The 19,419-nt window shown below is 72.3% G+C and carries 16 protein-coding genes; 7 read left to right on the plus strand and 9 right to left on the minus strand.

What is annotated here, in order from left to right; all coding sequences use genetic code 11:
• The first annotated feature begins 95 nt into the window (after positions 1 to 95).
• Entirely contained in the window at positions 96 to 557 is a 462-nt protein-coding gene (locus ABCS02_RS20165) for a heme-binding protein (protein WP_345837479.1), read from the plus strand.
• Here the strand turns inward: ABCS02_RS20165 and ABCS02_RS20170 are convergent.
• The gene (locus ABCS02_RS20170) at positions 542 to 1,219 is read right to left on the minus strand and encodes a MazG family protein (protein WP_345837480.1); all 678 of its coding nucleotides are present in this window, start codon (positions 1,217 to 1,219) and stop codon (positions 542 to 544) included. The genes ABCS02_RS20165 and ABCS02_RS20170 overlap by 16 nt on opposite strands.
• Positions 1,216 to 2,385, minus strand: a complete 1,170-nt coding sequence (locus ABCS02_RS20175; protein ID WP_345837481.1) for a Na+/H+ antiporter NhaA — start codon at positions 2,383 to 2,385, stop codon at positions 1,216 to 1,218. The genes ABCS02_RS20170 and ABCS02_RS20175 overlap by 4 nt, the downstream gene beginning before the upstream one ends.
• A 132-nt stretch (positions 2,386 to 2,517) precedes the next feature.
• Between ABCS02_RS20175 and ABCS02_RS20180 the strand changes: the two genes are divergently transcribed.
• Positions 2,518 to 5,181 carry a phosphoenolpyruvate carboxylase gene (locus tag ABCS02_RS20180; RefSeq protein ID WP_345837482.1) on the plus strand — a complete coding sequence of 888 codons (2,664 nt, stop codon included), beginning with the start codon at positions 2,518 to 2,520 and terminating at the stop codon, positions 5,179 to 5,181.
• Between the two features lie 22 nt (positions 5,182 to 5,203).
• Here ABCS02_RS20180 and ABCS02_RS20185 read toward each other — a convergent pair whose 3' ends face one another.
• The 4 genes from ABCS02_RS20185 to ABCS02_RS20200 form a co-directional block, all read right to left on the minus strand.
• Positions 5,204 to 5,800: a gamma carbonic anhydrase family protein gene (locus tag ABCS02_RS20185; RefSeq protein ID WP_345837483.1), complete on the minus strand. Its 597-nt coding sequence runs from the start codon at positions 5,798 to 5,800 to the stop codon at positions 5,204 to 5,206.
• 25 nt (positions 5,801 to 5,825) lie between these two features.
• Positions 5,826 to 9,410: a transcription-repair coupling factor gene (gene mfd, locus ABCS02_RS20190; protein ID WP_345837484.1), complete on the minus strand. Its 3,585-nt coding sequence runs from the start codon at positions 9,408 to 9,410 to the stop codon at positions 5,826 to 5,828.
• A gap of 170 nt (positions 9,411 to 9,580) precedes the next feature.
• A complete protein-coding gene (gene pth, locus ABCS02_RS20195; RefSeq protein ID WP_345837485.1) occupies positions 9,581 to 10,165 on the minus strand; it encodes an aminoacyl-tRNA hydrolase in 585 nt (194 codons plus the stop codon).
• Positions 10,166 to 10,181: 16 nt separating this feature from the next.
• Positions 10,182 to 10,802: a 50S ribosomal protein L25/general stress protein Ctc gene (locus ABCS02_RS20200; RefSeq protein ID WP_345837486.1), complete on the minus strand. Its 621-nt coding sequence runs from the start codon at positions 10,800 to 10,802 to the stop codon at positions 10,182 to 10,184.
• 237 nt (positions 10,803 to 11,039) lie between these two features.
• Here ABCS02_RS20200 and ABCS02_RS20205 point away from each other — a divergent pair, with 237 nt between their 5' ends.
• Genes ABCS02_RS20205 through ABCS02_RS20215 form a run of 3 tightly spaced genes read left to right on the plus strand, consistent with a single transcriptional unit; the run spans position 11,040 to position 13,640 of the window.
• On the plus strand, positions 11,040 to 11,162 hold the full coding sequence (locus tag ABCS02_RS20205; protein ID WP_345837487.1) for a hypothetical protein: 123 nt from the start codon (positions 11,040 to 11,042) through the stop codon (positions 11,160 to 11,162).
• Positions 11,163 to 11,166: 4 nt separating this feature from the next.
• The gene (gndA, locus tag ABCS02_RS20210; protein WP_345837488.1) at positions 11,167 to 12,621 is read left to right on the plus strand and encodes an NADP-dependent phosphogluconate dehydrogenase; all 1,455 of its coding nucleotides are present in this window, start codon (positions 11,167 to 11,169) and stop codon (positions 12,619 to 12,621) included.
• A gap of 29 nt (positions 12,622 to 12,650) precedes the next feature.
• Entirely contained in the window at positions 12,651 to 13,640 is a 990-nt protein-coding gene (locus ABCS02_RS20215; protein WP_345837489.1) for an NAD-dependent epimerase/dehydratase family protein, read from the plus strand.
• Positions 13,641 to 13,644: 4 nt separating this feature from the next.
• Here ABCS02_RS20215 and ABCS02_RS20220 read toward each other — a convergent pair whose 3' ends face one another.
• The 3 genes from ABCS02_RS20220 to ABCS02_RS20230 form a co-directional block, all read right to left on the minus strand.
• The gene (locus ABCS02_RS20220) at positions 13,645 to 14,664 is read right to left on the minus strand and encodes a magnesium and cobalt transport protein CorA (RefSeq protein ID WP_345837490.1); all 1,020 of its coding nucleotides are present in this window, start codon (positions 14,662 to 14,664) and stop codon (positions 13,645 to 13,647) included.
• Positions 14,665 to 14,759: 95 nt separating this feature from the next.
• Complete coding sequence (locus ABCS02_RS20225; RefSeq protein ID WP_345837998.1) at positions 14,760 to 15,425, minus strand: ABC transporter ATP-binding protein; 666 nt, start codon at positions 15,423 to 15,425, stop codon at positions 14,760 to 14,762.
• Positions 15,426 to 15,562: 137 nt separating this feature from the next.
• Positions 15,563 to 17,041: an FtsX-like permease family protein gene (locus tag ABCS02_RS20230; protein ID WP_345837491.1), complete on the minus strand. Its 1,479-nt coding sequence runs from the start codon at positions 17,039 to 17,041 to the stop codon at positions 15,563 to 15,565.
• Between the two features lie 165 nt (positions 17,042 to 17,206).
• Between ABCS02_RS20230 and ABCS02_RS20235 the strand changes: the two genes are divergently transcribed.
• Together ABCS02_RS20235 and ABCS02_RS20240 are read left to right on the plus strand one after the other, a co-directional pair.
• Complete coding sequence (locus ABCS02_RS20235) at positions 17,207 to 17,938, plus strand: response regulator transcription factor (protein WP_345837492.1); 732 nt, start codon at positions 17,207 to 17,209, stop codon at positions 17,936 to 17,938.
• Positions 17,935 to 19,419, plus strand: a complete 1,485-nt coding sequence (locus ABCS02_RS20240; RefSeq protein ID WP_345837493.1) for an ATP-binding protein — start codon at positions 17,935 to 17,937, stop codon at positions 19,417 to 19,419. Before ABCS02_RS20235 ends, ABCS02_RS20240 begins: the two co-directional genes overlap by 4 nt.

The following is a 19,419-nucleotide window of genomic DNA, read 5'->3' on the forward strand; positions in this document are numbered from 1 at the left end:
GATTGACGGATGCCACGGGGTCTATTCTTTCCCATGGCCGCCACCGCCCCGTCCCGGGCGACCGTCGCCGCGGCCGGACCGAGCCGAGGAGCCTCATGACCGACCTGCCCGTCTTCGCCACCGCCGACCTCGAGGCCGTCCCGCCGTTCGCGGTGGAGTCGTTCACGAACGACGACGCCGTCGACCTCGGTCTCGTCGCCGTCGAGGTCATCCGCGAGCGCGGGCTGAACCTCGCGGTGCGGGTCGAGCTGCGCGGCGACATCGTGTTCGTCACGAAGGTCGGCACGACCGGTCCCGACAACGACATCTGGATCACGCGCAAGTCCGCGGTCGCGCGGGAGCACGGTGTGCCCTCGCTCCTCGTGCGGCGCCGCCTGCAGGACGCCGGCACGCTGGACGAGGTCTCCGCGCTCGATTCGGAGAAGGCGTACTACGGCGGATCCGTCCCGATCCTCGTCGGCGGCGAGGTCATCGGCACGATCACGGCCTCTGGCGAGCCGGACGTCCTCGACCACGACACCGCCGCGGAGGCGGTGCGCCGCTACCTGGCGCGCTGACCCGGGCCAGGAGCTTCGGGGGCCTCGGCCGCGCGGATCGCGGACTCGAGCGTACGCAGGCGCACGCGCAGGGCGCGCTCCGCGTCCCAGCCGTTCGCGCGCGCCGTCGCGACGAGGGCGAGCAGCGCGTCGCCGAGCTCTTGCTCGCTCGTCGGGTCCGGGACCGGACCGCTCCCGAGCCCGCCGGCGGGTGCGGGCGCGCCGGCCTGGGCCGCCTTCCCGAGGAGCTTCTGCGCGAGCGCGAGCGACGGCATCCGGTGCGAGACGCCGTCGAGCACGCTCGTGCGGTGCCGCTTCTCCTCCGCCTTCGCCGCGTTCCACAGGACGAGCACCTGCTCGGGCGTCTCGGCGACCTCGCCCGCGAAGACGTGCGGATGCCGCTGCACCATCTTCTCCGTGAGCCCGCGCGCGACGTCGTCGATGTCGAACGGATCCACGGTGTCGCGCGACGCGATCTCCGCGTGGAACAGCACCTGCCAGAGAAGGTCGCCGAGCTCCTCGCGGAGGTCGGCGCGGGAGCCGTCCTCGATCGCGTCAACGAGCTCGGCGCTCTCCTCCACGAGGTACGGCACGAGGTCGGCGTGGCCGATCCGCTGGGTCCAGACGCACCCGTCGCGGACCGCCCGCATCGTGTCGGCGGCCTGGCGCAGTTCGTCGGTCATGCGTTCGCTCCCTCGTCGGCCGGCGGTCCCTCCAGGCGACGGTACTGCCGCGCGCGCCACGACACGAGCAGTCCGGACAGCACGAGGGCGATCGCGCTGCCGGCGAGCACGCCCAGGATCGCCTGATCCCGCACGAGCGGGTCGCCGGCGAACGCGAGCGCCGCGAGGAGCAGCGACACCGTGAACCCGACGCCGCCGAGCGCGCCGACCGCGAGCACGTCCGCGAACGGGAGGCGGCCCGTACGGCCGGCGAAGCGCTGCCCGATCCACGTCGCCCCCGCGATACCGACGAGCTTGCCGACGGGCAGCGCGATGAGCACGCCCCAGAACGCGGGCGAGAGCGCCCCGGCATCCACGGCCGGGATCGCGACGAGGGCCGCCGAGAACGCGAACAGCGGCAGCACGAGCCCGTTGATCCATGGCTCCAGCGCGTGGAGGGTCCGCAGGGCGAGCTGCTGCGACATCCCGAGGCCGAGGAGCACGCCGGCGATCGTGGCGTGCACGCCGGACTCCAGGACGAACACCCACGTCGCGAGCGCGAGCAGGACGAGCGCGATCGCCACCGGGAGCCGCCCGCGGCGCCCGACGGGCAACCGGCTGAGGGCGGCGAACGCGGCAGCGCAGAGGATGCCGGCCAGCAGCATCCCGAGGTTCACGTCGGCGGCGAACAGCACCGCGATGAGCACGATCCCGACGATGTCGTCGAGGATCGCGAGCGCGAGGAGGAAGACGCGGATGCCGCTGGGGAGGCCGCGCCCGAAGACGGCGAGCACGCCGAGCGCGAACGCGACGTCGGTCGCGGTCGGCACGGGCCAGCCGACCCAGACGTCCGAGCCCGCCGTGATCGCGACGTAGAGCCCGATCGGTACGACGACCCCGCCGAGCGCAGCGATCGCCGGGAGCATCGCGCGACGGGGGTCGCGGAGCTGGCCGCGCGTGAGCTCGAACTGCAGCTCGACGGACACCGCGAAGAAGAACAGGGCGAGGAGGCCGTCGGAGATCCAGTGCGACAGGGACAGGTCGATCGGCGTGCCCGGGATGCCCACCTGCAGGTGCGAGAGCTCGATGACGTCCGCGCCGACGGCGGTGTTCGCGATCACGAGACCGGCCGCGGCGGCGGCCAACAGCAGGATCGCTGGGAAACGCGCCGATCGGAGCAGGTTCATGGCCCTCCGTCAGGTGGCATGCAGAAGCTTTGCCGACCAGACTTCCCGGCGCTCCGAACCCATCGTACTCAGGGCTCCGTCATGGGCGCCGACGTGACAGACGCGTAATAGGGGCGGACTAGCGTGGGAGGCATGCGTGAGCCCACCCCCACGGAGGCGGTCGACCTCGTCGGACGCTTCGAAGCCGGCCAGGAGATGCCCGAGCGGATGCGCGCGGACGTCCGGGACCTCGGCGCCCTGCTCGGACAGGTGCTGCGGGAGAGCGGATCGCCGGGGCTCTTCGAAGACGTGGAGCGGCTGCGGATCGCGACGATCCAGGCGTACACGCAGGAGTCGCCGGAGGCCTTCGCCCGGGCATCCGCAATCGCCGACTCGTTCACGGTCGCGCGGGCGGACGAGGTCGCGCGGGCCTTCACGTGCTACTTCCACCTCGCGAACCTCGCGGAGGAGCACCAGCGCGTGCGCTCCCTACGCGAGCGCGACGGACGGCCCGGATCCCGGGATGCCGCGGACACGGTCGCGACCGCGTTCGCGCGCCTGTCCGAGGAGGTCGGCCCGGACACCGCGCTGCAGCGGCTCCAGGACCTGCGCTTCCACCCCGTGTTCACGGCGCACCCCACCGAGGCCCGCCGGCGGGCGGTGTCGGCCAGCATCCGCCGGCTCGCGGCGCTCCTCGTGGAGCGCGACGAGACGGCCCACGGCGGCGCCGGCGAGCGCCGCGTGAGCCGCCGGATCCTCGAGGAGGTCGACACGCTCTGGCGGACCGCGCCGCTGCGGCCGGAGAAGCCCTCGCCCACCGACGAGGTGCGCTCGATCATGGCCGTCTTCGACGAGACCCTCTTCACGACCGTGCCGGCCGTGTACCGCGCCGTCGACGATGCGCTGCAGGGCGACGAGAGCGGCCACCGCGCGCCGCTCGTGCGCTCGTTCGTGCGGGTCGGCTCGTGGGTCGGCGGCGATCGCGACGGCAACCCCTTCGTGACCGCGGCCGCGACGCAGACCGCGGCCGGGATCGCGAGCGACCACGTCCTGCGCGGCTTGGAGCGGGCGTGCGAGCGGATCGGCCGCTCCCTGACGCTCGACGCGGTGTCCACGACCCCGAGCGCGGCGCTGCTCGCCCTTCGCGAGCAGCTGGCAGCAGCCGACGAGGACGCCGCGGCGGAGATCGTCAAGCGCTCCCCGGCGGAGGCCCACCGCATCGTCGTGCTGCTGCTCGCGCGGAAGATCGCGGCCACGCGGCTCGGCGACGCGGACCTCGCCTACCGCGAGCCGGACGAGCTGCTCGCCGACCTCCGCGTGGTGCAGGACTCGCTCGTCGAGGCGGGCGCCGCGCGCCAGGCGTACGGCGAGCTGCAGCACCTCGTCTGGCAGGTCGAGACGTACGGCTTCCACCTCGCGGAGCTCGAGGTGCGGCAGCATTCCGCCGTCCACGCCCGGGTGCTCGCGGAGCTGGACGCCGGTGGCGAGCCCGGCGAGCAGGCCGGCGAGGTGCTCGACGTCTTCCGGGCGATCGCGGCGATCCAGCGGCGGCACGGGCTGCGGGCCGCGGGCCGGTACATCGTGTCGTTCACCCAGTCGGCGCAGGACCTCGAGAACGTCCACCGGCTCGCGCGGTACGCGGCGGGCCCCGACGGCACACCGCCCGTGCTCGACGTCATCCCCCTGTTCGAGACGTTCGCGGACCTGCAGGCCGCGCCCGGCATCCTTGCGGAGATCGTCGAGCATCCGGCGTTCGCGGAGCGCCTCGCCGCGACGGGACGCCGGCTCGAGGTCATGCTCGGGTACTCCGACTCCTCGAAGGACGTCGGCCCCGTGGCCGCGACGCTCGCGCTGTACACCGCGCAGGCGCAGATCGCGGAGTGGGCCGATCGCGAGGGCATCCGCCTGACGCTGTTCCACGGCCGGGGCGGCGCGCTCGGGCGCGGCGGCGGGCCTGCGAACAGCGCGATCCTCGCGCAGCCGCCGCACTCCGTCGACGGCCGGTTCAAGCTCACCGAGCAGGGCGAGGTCATCTTCGCCCGGTATGGCGAGCCGGAGATCGCGCGGCGGCACATCGACCAGGTCGCGGCGGCGGTGCTGCTGGCCTCCGCCCCGTCGATCGAGGAGCGCAACCGCTCCTCGGCGGAGCGCTACGCCGACGTCGCGGCGACGATGGATGCCGCGTCCCGCGCCCGCTTCGCGGAGCTCGTGGAGGCGCCCGGCTTCGCCCCGTGGTTTGCGACCGTGACACCGATGGAGGAGGTCGGGCTGCTGGCGCTCGGCTCGCGCCCGGCCCGGCGCGGGCTGTCGGTCGAGTCGCTGGCCGACCTCCGCGCGATCCCGTGGGTGTTCGCGTGGACACAGGCGCGGATCAACCTCGCGGGCTGGTTCGGGCTCGGGACCGCGCTCGAGGCGGTCGGCGACCTGGAGCGGCTCCAGGCCGGCTACCGCGAGTGGCCGCTACTGCGGACCATGATCGACAACGTCGGCATGAGCCTCGCGAAGACCGACGAGCGGATCGCCCGCGAGTACCTCGCGCTCGGCGACCGCGACGACCTCGCCGCGCTCGTGCGCGACGAGATGGCGCTCACCCGCGGGTGGGTGGTGCGGATCACCGGCGGCACGGGCCTGCTCTCCCACAAGCCCGTGCTGCAGCGCGCCGTGAAGCTCCGGAGCCCCTACGTGGACGCGCTGTCGCTGCTGCAGCTCCGGGCGCTCCGCGCCCTGCGCGCCGACCCCGACGCCGATCCCGAACTGCAGCGCCTCCTGCTCCTGTCCGTGTCCGGTGTGGCCGCCGGCCTGCAGAACACCGGCTGAGCGTCAGGCGAGGCGGGGTGGGTCAGGCGGGGGTGTCGTCGGCGTGGCGGGCGAGGCTGCGGCCGTAGCGCTCGGTGAGCTGCACCATGAGGTCGGGCGTGTCGTGGTCGAGACCGAACACGTAGCCCGGGAAGTCGAGCTCGCGCTGCGCGGCCCAGATCTCCTCGTGCCGGTCGGGCGGCAGGATCCGCAGCGGCTCCCCGATCGCGACCCACGCGATCGGCACCACCGTGTCGGGCAGCAGCTCGGTGCGCAGGTGCACGACGGCGTTGATCCGCACCTCGCTGCGCGCGCCGATCCGCGCTCCGTTGAAGATCCGCGAGCCCGTCGCGATGAAGACCTCCTCGGCGATCGTCGCGCCCGAGATGCTCGCCATCGGACCGACGAGCACGTGGTCGCCGATGTGCACCGGGTTGATCGCGGTGGCGCGGATGATCGCGTTCTCCATCACGATGACGCTCTCCCCCAGCGTGACGGCGCCGCCCTCCGAGGTGATGACCGCCCCGTGGAGCACCTGGCACTCCGGGCCGATCTCGACGTCACCGCTGATGACCGCGGTCGGAGCGATCACCGCCGTGGGATGGATGCGGGGCTCGACCCCCAGGTGCCGGTATCGCATCGCGACCTCCTCGTCCGCCCCCAGGCTACGCGGGATCCGCCGCCGGAGCGGGAACCGGCTCGGAGACCGGCGCCGGGAGCGGGAAGAGCTGGTCCAGGAGCGTCTCGACCCAGGCGATCAGATCGGTGTCCGTCGGGAGCGGCACGACGACGGCGTCGCCGTTCGCGACGAGCTTCGCCTTGGGATACAGGCGCTGGAGGCGCACGCGGCGCGAGTCGGGGAGGTCGGCGGGGGCGATCCGCAGGTTCGGGCCCATCGCGACCACGTCGGCCAGCCCGGATCGGGCCGCGCGACGGCGCAGCCGGGCGACGCGCAGCAGCCCCTCGACCTCGGCCGGCGGCTCGCCGTAGCGGTCGCGCAGCTCGTCCATCACGAGGTCGAGCGCGTCGTCCGCCGCGGTCGCGGATGCCGCCGCGGAGAGCTTCTGGTATGCCTCGAGCCGCAGCCGCTCGCTGTCGATGTACGACTCCGGGATGCGGGCCTGCACCGGCAGCTCCAGCCGCAGCTCGGTCGGGCCCTCGGTCTCCTCGCCGCGGAACGTCGCAACGGCCTCGCCGATCATGCGGAGGTACAGGTCGAAGCCGACGCCGGCGATGTGTCCGGCCTGCTCGGCGCCGAGCAGGTTGCCCGCGCCGCGGATCTCCAGGTCCTTGAGCGCGACCTGCATCCCGCTGCCGAGGTCGTTGTTGACCGCGATCGTCTGCAGCCGGTCGGCGGCGGTCTCCGACAGCGGCCGATCCTCGTCGTAGAGGAAGTACGCGTAAGCGCGCTCGCGGCCGCGGCCGACGCGTCCGCGCAGCTGGTGCAGCTGCGAGAGCCCGTACTTGTCGGCGCGGTCGATGATGATCGTGTTGGCGTTCGAGATGTCGAGGCCGGTCTCGATGATCGTCGTCGAGACGAGCACGTCGGCGCGGCGCTCCCAGAAGTCGTCGACGACCTGCTCGAGCTGATGCTCCCCCATCTGACCGTGCGCGACGGCGATCCGCGCCTCCGGCACGAGCTCGGCGAGCTGCGCCGCGACGCGCTGGATCGACTGCACCCGGTTGTGCACGTAGAACACCTGGCCCTCGCGCAGCAGCTCCCGGCGGATCGCGGCGGCCACCTGCTTGTCGGAGCGCGCGCCGACGTACGTGAGGATCGGATGCCGGTCCTCGGGCGGGGTCTGCAGGGTGGACATCTCGCGGATGCCGGTGACCGCCATCTCCAGCGTGCGCGGGATCGGCGTCGCGCTCATCGCGAGGATGTCGACGTTGGTCTTGAGCTTCTTCAGAGCGTCCTTGTGCTCGACGCCGAAGCGCTGCTCCTCGTCGATGATCATGAGCCCGAGGTTCTTGAAGACGACCTTCTCCGTGAGGATCCGGTGCGTCCCGATCACCATGTCGACCGACCCGTCCGTCAGCCCGGCGAGCGTCTCCTTCGCGTCCTTGTCGCTCTGGAACCGCGAGAGGGGGCGCACCTTGACCGGGAAGCCGGCGAAGCGCTCGGCGAACGTCTCGAGGTGCTGCTTCACGAGCAGCGTCGTCGGCACGAGCATCGCAACCTGCGTGCCGTCCTGGATCGCCTTGAACGCGGCGCGGACGGCGACCTCGGTCTTGCCGAAGCCGACGTCGCCGGACAGGAGCCGGTCCATCGGGACGGCCTTCTCCATGTCGGCCTTGATCTCGTCGATCGTCTGCAGCTGGTCGGGCGTCTCCGCGAACGGAAACGCCTCCTCGAGCTCACGCTGCCAGGGCGTGTCCGGGCCGAACGCGTGTCCTTTCGCCGCCATCCGCGCCGAGTACAGCTTCACGAGCTCGACCGCGATGTCGCGGACCGCCTTGCGCGCGCGGCCCTTCGCCTGCGCCCAGTCGCTGCCGCCCATCTTCGAGAGGGTCGGCGCCTCCCCGCCGACGTAGCGCGACAGCAGGTCGAGCTGGTCGGTCGGGACGTAGAGCTTGTCCCCCGGGTATCCGCGCTTCGACGGCGCGTACTCCAGGACCACGTATTCGCGCGTGCTCTTCGGCGCGTTCCGTCCGCCGCCGGACACCTCGCGCTGCGTGAGCTCGACGAACCGGCCGATGCCGTGCGTCGAGTGCACGACGACGTCACCTGGCTTCAGCTGGAGCGGATCGACGACGTTGCGCCGGCGCGAGGCGAGCTTCTTCACGGCGCGCTGGTCGCCCGCGATCGTGCGACCGTAGAACTCGGCCTCCGTCAGGACCACGAGGCGTGCTCCCGGCGCCTCGAACCCGCGCTCCAGCCCCGCGAGCGCGATGAGCGCGGTGCCCGTCTCCGGCGAGCCGTCGACGCCGTCGACGCGCCGGGCTGCGGTGCCGCGCTCGGCGAGCACGTCGCGCGCGCGGTCGGCGAGGCCCGGGCCGGACGTCGTCACCACGACGCGCCATCCCTCCGCGAGGCGCTCCGCGACGTACGCGGTCGCGCCGTCGACGTTGCCCTGGAACGACGGGACCGCCGAGGCGTCGAGGCGGACGTACGACGGATCCTCCGGGCCGGCGTCGAACGCGCTGAGGGTCCACCAGGCGTCGCCGCGGTCGCCCGCGACCTCGCGCAAGCGGGCGAGGGAGACGAAGTCGCCGGCATCCAGCTGCGAGCCGAGCGCCGCCATGTCGACGGGAGCCGCGCCTCCGGCGGTCGCGGCGCTCCACGCCGCGTCGAGGAACTCGCGGTCGGTCTCGGCGAGGGTCGCGGCCCGGGTCGCGGCGCGCTCCGGGTCCACGACCGCCACCGCCGCCCGCTCGGGCAGGTAGTCGACGAGGGTCACGACGTCCTCGGCGAGCGCGGGGATGAGCGACTCCATGCCCTCGACCGGGATGCCCTCGGCCATGCGCTCCAGCATCCCGGCCATCCCCGGCAGGAGGTCGATGAGGCCCCGCGCCCGCTCGCGGACGGCATCCGTCAGCAGCAGCTCGCGGCTCGCGACGAGCTCGACCCGCCGCACCTCCCCGGGGAGCGACCGCTGGTCCGCGATCGAGAACGCGCGGATCTGGTCGACCTCGTCACCGAAGAACTCGACGCGGGAGGGATGCTCGGCCGTCGGCGGGAACACGTCGAGGATGCCGCCGCGCACCGCGAACTCGCCGCGCCGCGACACCATGTCGACGCGGTGGTACGCCCGCTCGACGAGAAGCGCGCTCACCTCGGCGAGCTCCGTGCCCCGGCCGCCGACCTCGAGCACGATGGGCGCGGCGTCCGCGAGGCCGGACGCGATCGGCTGCAGCGCGGCCCGGACGGATGCCGTCACGACGAGCGGCACGGCGCCGTCCTGCGTCGCCACGGCGCGCAGCACCTCGAGGCGCCGGCCGATCGTCTCGGGGCTCGGGCTGAGGCGCTCGTGCGGCAGCGTCTCCCACGCGGGGAAGTGGCGCACCGTCGCCTCGGGGAGCAGCGCCTCGAGCGCCGGGACCAGGGCCTCCGCCCGCCGCCCCGTCGGCGCGATCACGAGGAGGACCGGCGGCCGACCCGCCGCCCGCCGCCGCTCGATCAGCGCCGCGAGCAGGGGCGCGTCGAGCCCCTCGACGAGGGAGAAGTCCGCGTCGACGCCCGCGAGGGCGAGGGCATCCGCGAAGTCCGTCGACCGTTCGAGGGCGCGCACGATCCCGGGAACAGTCACCCGACAATCCTACGGTCCGCGATCTAGGCCGGCGGGCGTCACGAAGGGAGGAGATGAGACGAAGGGAGGACCGATCCCGGGCATCCCCTCCTCCGCCCGTCCCATCTCCTCCGCTCGTCACGGGATGGGGTAAGCACGGGCGGGCCGGCGGGGAGCAGGCCCGGGGAGGGTCAGAGGCGGGGGGCGTGGAAGCGCTGCTGGGCGGCGAGGAGGCCGCCGTCGACGAGGAGCTCGACGGCGTCCGCGGCGTCCGACACGAGGATCGGGAGCGTCTGCCGCTCCGTGGCGCCGAACTCGTCGAGCACCCAGTCGGCGGGGTCCTTGCTGCCGGGCGGGCGGCCGATGCCGACGCGCACGCGCGGGAACTCCGCCGTGCCGAGCGCCTTCGCGACGTCGCGCACGCCGTTGTGCCCGCCGTGGCCGCCGCCGACCTTGAGCTTGATCGTGTCGTACGGGAGGTCCAGGTCGTCGTGCACCACGACGACGCGGTCGGGCTCGACGCGGTAGTAGGACGCGAGGCCCGACGCGGGCCCGCCGGAGACGTTCATGAACGAGTTGGGCTTCGCGAGGATGAGGCGGGATCCGCCGGGGCGCGACCACGTCTCGGCGACCCGGGCGTTCGCCTTGTGCGCCCGGAAGGCCTCACGACGGCGATCGGCCAGCTCGTCGACGACGAGCTGGCCGATGTTGTGCCGCGTGCGCTCGTACCGGGGGCCGGGATTCCCCAGCCCCACGACGAGCCACGTCTCGGGCATGCGTGAGCGGGGCGGCCTACTCGGCCGCGGCCTCGCCGGACTGCTCCGCCGCGACCGCGGCGTCGGCCTCGGCGATCTCCTCCTCCGCCTGGAGGGCGGCGACGGGGACCGAGATCGCGACGACGAGCGTCTCCGGGTCGGCGGTCAGGGCGGCGCCGCGGGGCAGCGTGAGGTCGGCGGCGGTGATGTGCGCGCCGTCCTCGAGGCCCTCGACGTCGACCTCGATGCTCTCGGGGATGTGCGTGGCCTCGACCTCGAGCGCGACGGAGGTCGCATCCAGGTTCACGATCGTGCCGGCGGCGGAGGTGCCGACGACCACGACGGGCACGTCCACGTGCACCTTCTCGCCGCGACGGACGATCAGGAGGTCGATGTGCTCGATGATCTGGTGCACCGGGTCCTTCTGCACGTCCTTCACGAGCGCGAGCTGGCCCTTGCCGGCGATGTCGAGCTCGAGCACCGCGTTGGCGCGGCGGATGAGGAGCGCGACCTGGTGGCCGGGCAGCGCGACGTGGACCGGCGCGGTGCCGTGCCCGTAGAGAACGGCGGGGATCTTGCCGGCGGCGCGCAGGCGACGCGCGTAGCCCTTTCCGAAGCTCTCGCGCAGCTCGGCGTGAACCGTGGTGTCTTCCGACATGGGATGTCTCCTTGCGGGCGCACGGCCCGACTCTTTCGCGGGCCTACGGCCCGATGTTCTGGGTCTGGGGCTTCGACTCGAACGCATATCGAACGCACACGCGTGAGGAGACCTGTGAGCCTGCGGCCCCGTCGATCACGGATGCTGGCGCAGCATCCCTCGCCGAAGTTCGGCAAGAGTCTACCAGCCGGCCCGCTAAGCTGAGGACGCCCCCAGCCGCTCGATCCGGGAGACCCCATGACGCCTTCGCTCGCCACCGACATCGTGATGTGGGTCATCGGGGCCATCGCCCTCCTCGGCACGATCGGGGCCATCGGCGCCTTCTGGTCCATGGGCCGCGCCGGCTACCGCAAGGACTGAGCCCGTGACCGACGCCACAGCCAACATCGGAGTCGTCGGCCTCGCGGTGATGGGGTCGAACCTCGCCCGCAACCTCGCCAGCCGCGAGGGGAACACGGTCGCGGTGTTCAACCGCAGCCGCTCCAAGACCGACGCGCTCGTGGTCGAGCACCCGGAGGCCGGGTTCCTGCCCGCGTTCACGTACGAGGAGTTCGCGGACACGCTGCAGGCCCCGCGGACCGCGATCATCATGGTCAAAGCCGGCGCCGGCACGGATGCCGTGATCGACGAGCTGGTGCGGGTGTTCGAGCCGGGCGACATCATCATCGACGGCGGCAACGCCCTGTTCAGCGACACCATCCGCCGGGAACAGGCGGTGCGTGAGACGGGGATCCACTTCGTCGGCATGGGCGTCTCCGGCGGTGAGGAAGGCGCCCTCCACGGGCCCTCGCTGATGCCCGGCGGTTCGGACCAGTCGTGGGTCACCCTCGGCCCGATCCTCCGCTCCATCGCCGCGGTCGCCGAGGGCGAGCCCTGCGTGACGCACATCGGCCACGACGGCGCCGGCCACTTCGTGAAGATGGTGCACAACGGCATCGAGTACGTCGACATGCAACTCATCGCCGAGGCCTACGACCTCATCCGCCGCGGCACCGGCAAGACACCCGCCGAGATCGCCGACGTGTTCGCCGAATGGAACCAGGGCGAGCTCGAGTCGTACCTCATCGAGATCACGGCCGAGGTGCTGCGGCAGACGGATGCCGGCACTGGCCGCCCGCTCGTCGACGTCGTCCTCGACCAGGCCGGCGCGAAGGGCACCGGCGGCTGGACGGTGCAGACCGCGGTCGCGCTCGGTGTGCCCGCGTCCGGCATCGCCGAGGCCGTCTTCTCCCGCTCGCTCTCCTCGCACCCCGAACAGCGCGTCGTCTCGCACGAGCTCCCCGGTCCGTCGCACGAGGCCGCGGGGTCCGAGGCCGACGCCGACGCGTTCGTCGAGGACGTGCGCCTCGCGCTGTACGCGTCGAAGATCGTCGCGTACTCGCAGGGGTTCGACATCATCCGCGCGGGCGCCGCGCAGTACGGGTGGGACATCGACCTCGGCGCCGTGTCGAAGATCTGGCGCGCGGGCTGCATCATCCGCGCGCAGTTCCTGAACCGGATCGCCGAGGCGTACGCCGAGACCCCCGACCTTCAGGTGCTGCTGACGGCCCCGTACTTCGTCGACGCGCTGGCTCGCGCGCAGGACGCGTGGCGCCGCATCGTCGCGCGCACGGCGCTGGCCGGCATCCCGTCGCCCGCGTTCGCGTCTTCGCTGGCCTATTACGACGGCCTGCGCGCGGACCGCTTGCCGGCTTCCCTCATCCAGGGCCAGCGCGACTTCTTCGGCGCGCACACGTACCGCCGCATCGACCGCGAGGGCACGTTCCACACCCTCTGGTCGGCGGACCGCTCCGAGGTCGAGGCCGTCGACACCCACTGACGGGAACTCGCGCGCGTAGGGTGGGGCGCGTGGGGAGACTGCGGATCCTGTTCCTCGGCGGCACCGGCACGATCAGCGGCGCCTGCGTGCGTCGCGCGCGCGACGCCGGCCACGACGTCACCGTGCTCAACCGGGGGAACCGGCCGATGCCGGAAGGCGTGCGCTCGCTCGTCGCGGACGTCCGCGATCCCGACGGGCTGCGCGCCGCGGTCCGCGGGGAGCGGTTCGACGTCGTCGCGGACTTCCTCTCCTACACGCCCCCGCAGCTCGCCGCGAGCCTCGACGTGTTCGAGCCGCTCGCCGGGCAGTACGTGTTCATCAGCACGGCGTCCGCGTACGAGAAGCCGGTGCGCCGGCTCCCGGTGACGGAGTCGACGCCGCTCCGGAACCCGTTCTGGGAGTACTCGCGCGGCAAGATCGCGTGCGAGGATCTGCTCGTCGCGGCCTTCCGGGAGCGCGCGCTGCCGGTCACGATCGTTCGCCCCTCCCACACGTACGACGACGCGCGGCTCGTCTCCGTCGGCAAGTGGACGGATGTCGCGCGGCTGCGCGCCGGGAAGCCCGTGGTTGTGCTCGGCGACGGCACGAGCCTGTGGACGGTGACCCACGCGGACGACTTCGCCGTCGCGTTCACCGGCCTCCTCGGCACCGACGCGGCGATCGGCGAGGCGCTCACGATCACCGGCGACCATGCGCCCTCGTGGGAGCAGATCTACCGGTGGATGGCGGATGCTGCGGGCGTGAGCGACCCCGAGTTCGTGCACGTCCCCTCCGAGGCGATCGCCGCCTTCCGGCCCGAGCTCGGCCCGGGCCTGCTCGGCGACAAGTCGCACTCGATGGTGTTCGACACGACGAAGGTGCGCGCGCTCGTCCCGGAGTTCCGCACCACGATCACATACGACGAGGGCGCCCGCCGCACGATCGCGCACCTCGACCGGCATCCCGAGCTGCAGGCCGCCGACGACACCCTCGACGCGGCGTTCGACCGCATGGTCTCCTGGGCCCGCTCCGCCGGCTGACCGGCTACAGCCAGCCGCGGCGCTTGAAGACGATGTAGAGCGTCGTGGAGAAGCCGACCATGATGAGCAGCGCCATCGGGTAGCCGAACTCCCAGTGCAGCTCCGGCATGTTGTCGAAGTTCATGCCGTAGATGCCGGCGACCAGCGACGGGGCGAAGAGGATGGCTGCCCACGCGGCGACCTTCTTCGACTGATCCGCCTGTTCGAGCCCCTGCTCGGTCATTTCGCGCATGATCGCGTTGTTCTGCTCCTCCACGAGGGTGGAGTGCACGGCCATCGCCGAGTCGAGGGTCGAGCGGAACACCTCGACCTTGTCGACGACGTGCTGCGCGCGATCGTCGAGGTCCTGCAGCGCCGGGGTCTGGGCGGAGCCCGTCATCTGCTCCACGACGACCTGCAGCCGGTCGAGCATCTCGCCGAGCGGCGTCGTGGCGTGCTGGAGGTCGATGACCTCGCGCTGGAGGGCGAAGATCCGCTTCGACACCGCCGAGGCGTGCAGCTCCGAGAACAGGTCCACCTCGATCTGGTCGATGTCGTTCTCGACGCCGAGGAGCACCGGCGTGTAGTCGGCGATCACCTGCTCGCAGATCGCCCAGACGACGACGTAGGGTCCGCGGCGGAGGATCTCCGGATGCCGCTCCAGCCGGTGCCGCGTCGCGGTGACATCGACCGAGCGGTCGTTGTGGACGCTCAGCACGAAATCGCGGCCGACGAACAGGCTCACCTCGGAGCAGGTCACGGTCTCCTTGTCGTCGTCGTAGACCGCGGGCTGCAGGACGAGGAAGGTCATGTCGCCGAACTGCTCGAGCTTGCTGCGCTGGTGGCCGCGGAGGCAGTCCTGCACGGCGAGGGGATGGAGGTCGAGCGCCTCGGCGAGCTGCTGCAGCTCGCTGGGCTCCGGCCGCAGGAGCCCTATCCACACCAGATCGCCCGCACCGCCCCGGCTGGTCTCGATGGCCTCCAGCGGGGACATGCCGCCCGAGACCCACGCGCCGTCGCGGTAGATCGCGGAGTCGAGAAGCACGTGCACACTGTAGTGGGCACGTGCTTCTCGTCCGTGAACTCCGGGGGCCGCGGGTCAGTGCCCGGGTCAGGCGGGGTCAGGCAGGTCAAGCGGGGTCAGGCCGAGATGTCCTGCACCGTGCCCGCCTCGAGGCGGAGACGGCGCGAGGCGCGATGCGCGACCGCGGAGTCGTGCGTCACCACGATGAGCGTGAGCCCCTCGAGCCCCTCGAGGAGCGTGAGGATCTCGTCGCGCGTGTGCTCGTCGAGGTTGCCGGTGGGCTCGTCCGCGAGGAGGACCGAGGGACGCTTGGCGATGGCGCGCGCGATCGCGACGCGCTGCTGCTGCCCGCCGGACAGTTCCCCGGGCCGGTGCTCGCCACGGTCGGCGAGGCCGACGTGTACGAGCGCGGCCGTGACCCGCTCCTGCCGCTCGGCCGCCGACAGGTGCAGCGGCTCGAGCCCCATGTCGACGTTCTCGTGCGCGGTCAGCGTCGGGATGAGGTTGAACCCCTGGAACACGAAGCCCACCTTCTCGGCGCGCACGCGGCTGAGGCTCGAGCCGGAGGCGCGGCCGAGGTCGACCCCGTCGAGCTCGACGGTCCCGGACGTCGGCCGGTCCAGCGCGCCGAGCAGCTGCAGCAGTGTCGACTTCCCGCCGCCGGTCGGACCCTGGATGGTCGTGAACGCGCCCCGCTCGATCTCGAGGTCGACGCCGCGCAGCGCGTGCACCTCGCGTCCTTTCTGCCGGTAGGTCTTCGTGACCTCCCGGAGCCGGTAGATGGGGCGCGGATCCTCCGCACCGACCGAGGCGTTCGCGGTGACGGCATCCGTCTCGGTCTCGGTCGCGGCGTCCGCCTCGGTCTGACTCATGTCCTCTGCTCCTCGGGTGTCGGGGTCGTCGGCCGTGTTCATGGCGATCACGCGACCGACCTCAGGGCCTCGGCCGGGCTGAGCCGGGCTGCGCGCCATCCGCCGAAGGCGCCCGCGACGAGGCCGGCGAGGATCGCGAGGCCGACCGCGGCCACGGCGACCCAGAACGTGATCGGCGCGTGCAGCACGATGTCCGCCGCCGCGTTCGCGGCCTGGCCTGCACCGGCGAACGCGCCCCGTCCGCCGCCGCCTGGGCCACCGAACCGACCGGCGGATGCGGCCTGGGCGGCGGAGATCGTGGGCCCGATGATGTTCACGACGACGATCGCGACGAGGCCGAGGATCAGCCCCGCGACGCCGCCGATGAGGCCCTGCGCCATCGACTCCCCCGCGACCTGCCCGACGACCCGGCCGTTGGACCAGCCGATCGCCTTGAGCGTGCCGAACTCCCGGGTGCGGCGCGTCACGCCGGAGATCGTGAAGAGCACCGCCAGCACGATCGCGACGGCGAGCACGATGATCGAGAGCCACGTGCCGAGGTTCGTGATGAGCGACGACGCGCTCGACAGCGACCCGGACACGGTCGACGCCAGCTGCGCCTCCGAGCTGACCGTCGCCGTCGGCACGGCCGCCTGGATCGCCGACTGCACGCTCGCGATCGCGTCCGACGAGGTCGCCTGCACGTAGACCGTCGAGACGACGTTGCCGGAGCTCGACAGCGTCTGCGCGACGTCCAGCGGGATGTACACCTCGGACGCGGTGTCCGCGCTCGATCCGCTCGACGATACGATCCCGACGATCTGCATCGTCGTGCCGCCGACGTCCACGGTGCCGCCGACGGTGAGATTCTGCGACGTCGCGTACGTCTGATCGACGACGGCGACGTCCTTCCCGGCATCCGAGGAGTCCAGCATCCGCCCGGCGGCGACCGTGACGGCGGACATCGGGCCGACCGACGCGTTCGACGGGTCGATCCCGAGCACCGTGAAGGAGTCGACGTGGAAGGAGCTGCCGCCGGCGCCGTCCGGGCCGCCCTGCCCGGTCTCGCCGCCCGACTGCCGCTGCTGCTGGATCTGCGAGCGGTCCGGGATCTGCCCGGAGAAGGTCGTGTTCGTGAGGCTCAGGGCGGCCGAGGCGCCCGCGACGCCGTCGACGCCCTGCACGGTGGCGAGCACGGAGCTGTCCAGCGTGCCCCGGCGGATGTCGGGGAGCAGGCGCGACTGGCTGAGGTTCGTCGTGCCGCCGGACGACTGTCCGTCCCCGCTGCCGAACTGGAACCGCGGGCCGCCCTGGCCGCCCTGACCCTGGCCGCCCTGACCGTCACCGGTGGCGGCCGCGCCGGTGACCGTGAGGTCCGTGCCGACGCCGTAGACGGACTGGAGAGCCTGCGCCTGCGCGTCGCGGACCCCGGCGGAGAGCGCGTTCACGACGATCACGAGCGCGATCGCGATCGCGAGGCCGGCGGCGACGATGATCGTCTGCCTCATCCGGCCGCCCAGCTCGCGGCGCAGATACTTCCGATACATCCGTCTCTCCTTCGGTCGAGGGGCGTGGAAAGAACGCTAGGAACCGGGATGATGAGGGATCGCTGCCGCAGCTATCAGAACGCTATGCGCCGGAAACGCCGATTCACAGAGTGTGCATAGCAATAGCCATAGCAAGGACATAGGACTCCGCGCAGAATGTTCACCATGACCGCGCCTCAGCCCGCTTCCCTGCGCCGCGCCGACGGATCCTCGCCGCGCGTGCTCGTCGTCGACGACGAGCAGATGCTCACCGACCTGCTGTCGATGGCGCTGCGGATGGAGGGCTGGGATGTCCGCGCGGCGACGAGCGGCTTCCATGCGCTCCAGGAGGCGCGAGACTTCGACCCCGACGCCATGGTGCTCGACATCATGATGCCCGACCTCGACGGGATGGCCGTCCTCCAGCGGCTCCGTCAGTCGGGCAACGACGTGCCGGTGCTCTTCCTCACGGCGAAGGATGCCGTCGGCGACCGGGTCGCGGGCCTCACGGCGGGCGGCGACGACTACGTCACGAAGCCGTTCTCCCTCGAGGAGGTCGTCGCCCGGCTCCGCGGACTCATGCGCCGCGCCGGGACCGCGCAGTCGAGCGACACCGAGCCGATCCTCCGCGTCGGCGACCTCACGCTCAACGAGGACAGCCACGAGGTCGACCGCGGGAGCGCCTCCATCGAGCTCACCGCGACGGAGTTCGAGCTCCTCCGCTACCTCATGCGCAACCAGCGCCGCGTCGTGTCGAAGGCGCAGATCCTCGACCGCGTCTGGAACTACGACTTCGGGGGCCGCTCCTCGGTCGTCGAGCTCTACATCTCGTACCTGCGCAAGAAGATCGACGCCGGGCGCGAGCCGCTGATCCACACGGTCCGCGGCGTCGGATACATGATCAAATCCCCCCAGTGACCACCACGACCGCTCCCCCCACCCCGCCGCCCCCCCGCCGCCGCCGCCGCACCTGGACCCTGCAGACCCGGCTGATGGCCACGGTCATCGGCTTCGTCGCCGCGCTGCTGATCGCGATCGCGCTCGCCACGGGCGCGATCCTGTCGTCGATCCTGCAGCAGAGCCTCGATCCGGGGCTGATCCAGGCGGTCCAGGGCATCCACGTCCGCACCGATGCGTCCGCCTCCGACGTGCTGAACCAGGGCCGGGATCCGGCCGGCTTCCTCCTCGTGCTGCGGACGACCGACAGCCTCACCGGCGCGTACGTCGGCAGCGACGAGAGCGTGCAGACGCTCACGATCGACCAGATCCAGGAGCTCGCCTCCGGCCTCGGCCCCGGGACGTTCTCGACCGTGTCGGTCACCGGCCTCGGCGACTACCGCGTGCTGACGGGGCAGGACCGCGGTCTGTCCTGGATCGTCGGCCTCCCCATGAGCGAGACCACCGCGACGCTCGCGCGCATCCTCACGACCGTCGCCCTCGTGACGGTGGGCGGCCTGCTGATCCTCGCGACGATCCTCGCCGCCGTCATCCGCCGGAGCCTCCGGCCCCTGCGCGCCGTCGCGGACACCGCCGAGCGCGTCGCGACCATGCCGCTCTCGGAGGGCGAGGTGCAGATCGCCGAGCGCGTGCCGATCGCGCAGGCGGACGAGCGCACCGAGATCGGCCGCGTCGGCGCGGCCCTCAACACGCTCCTCGACCACGTCGGCGTCTCGCTGGAGAAGCGCCAGCGCAACGAGGAGCGGATGCGGCAGTTCGTCGCGGACGCGAGCCACGAGCTGCGCACCCCCCTGGCATCCATCCGCGGATACTCCGAGCTCTCGTTGCGGGCGCTCCGCAAGGCGCCGGCAGCGGATGGCACGGGCGGCACGACGACCGCGGCGCTCGAACGGATCCAGGCGCAGTCGCTCAGGATGTCCGCGCTCGTCGAGGACCTCCTGCTGCTCGCGCGGCTGGAGGAGGGCCAGGAGCTCGTGTACGGGACCGTCGACCTGTCCCGGCTCGCCATCGAGGCGGTCGGCGACGCGCAGGTCGCGGGGCCCGACCACGGGTGGACCCTGGACGTCGGTGAGGAGCCGGTCGTGATCGCCGGCGACGAGAGTCGGCTGCATCAGGTCGTGGCGAACCTCCTCGCCAACGCCCGCACGCACACCCCCGCCGGGACGACCGTCACCGTGAGCGTCGCGCAGGAGGACAAGGAGGCCATCCTGCGCGTCGAGGACGACGGCCCGGGTATCGATCCCGCCATCGCGGACGAGCTGTTCGAGCGCTTCTCCCGCGCCGACCGCTCCCGCGCCCGGCAGACCGGCGGCACGGGTCTCGGCCTGTCGATCGCGCGCGCGATCGTCGAGGCCCACCACGGCACGATCGACGTGGAGAGCAAGCCCGGCCGCACGGTGTTCACGGTCCGCCTTCCCGCCCGTCCCGCCACCCCCGCCTGA

The sequence above is a fragment of the Microbacterium sp. X-17 genome (assembly GCF_039615055.1).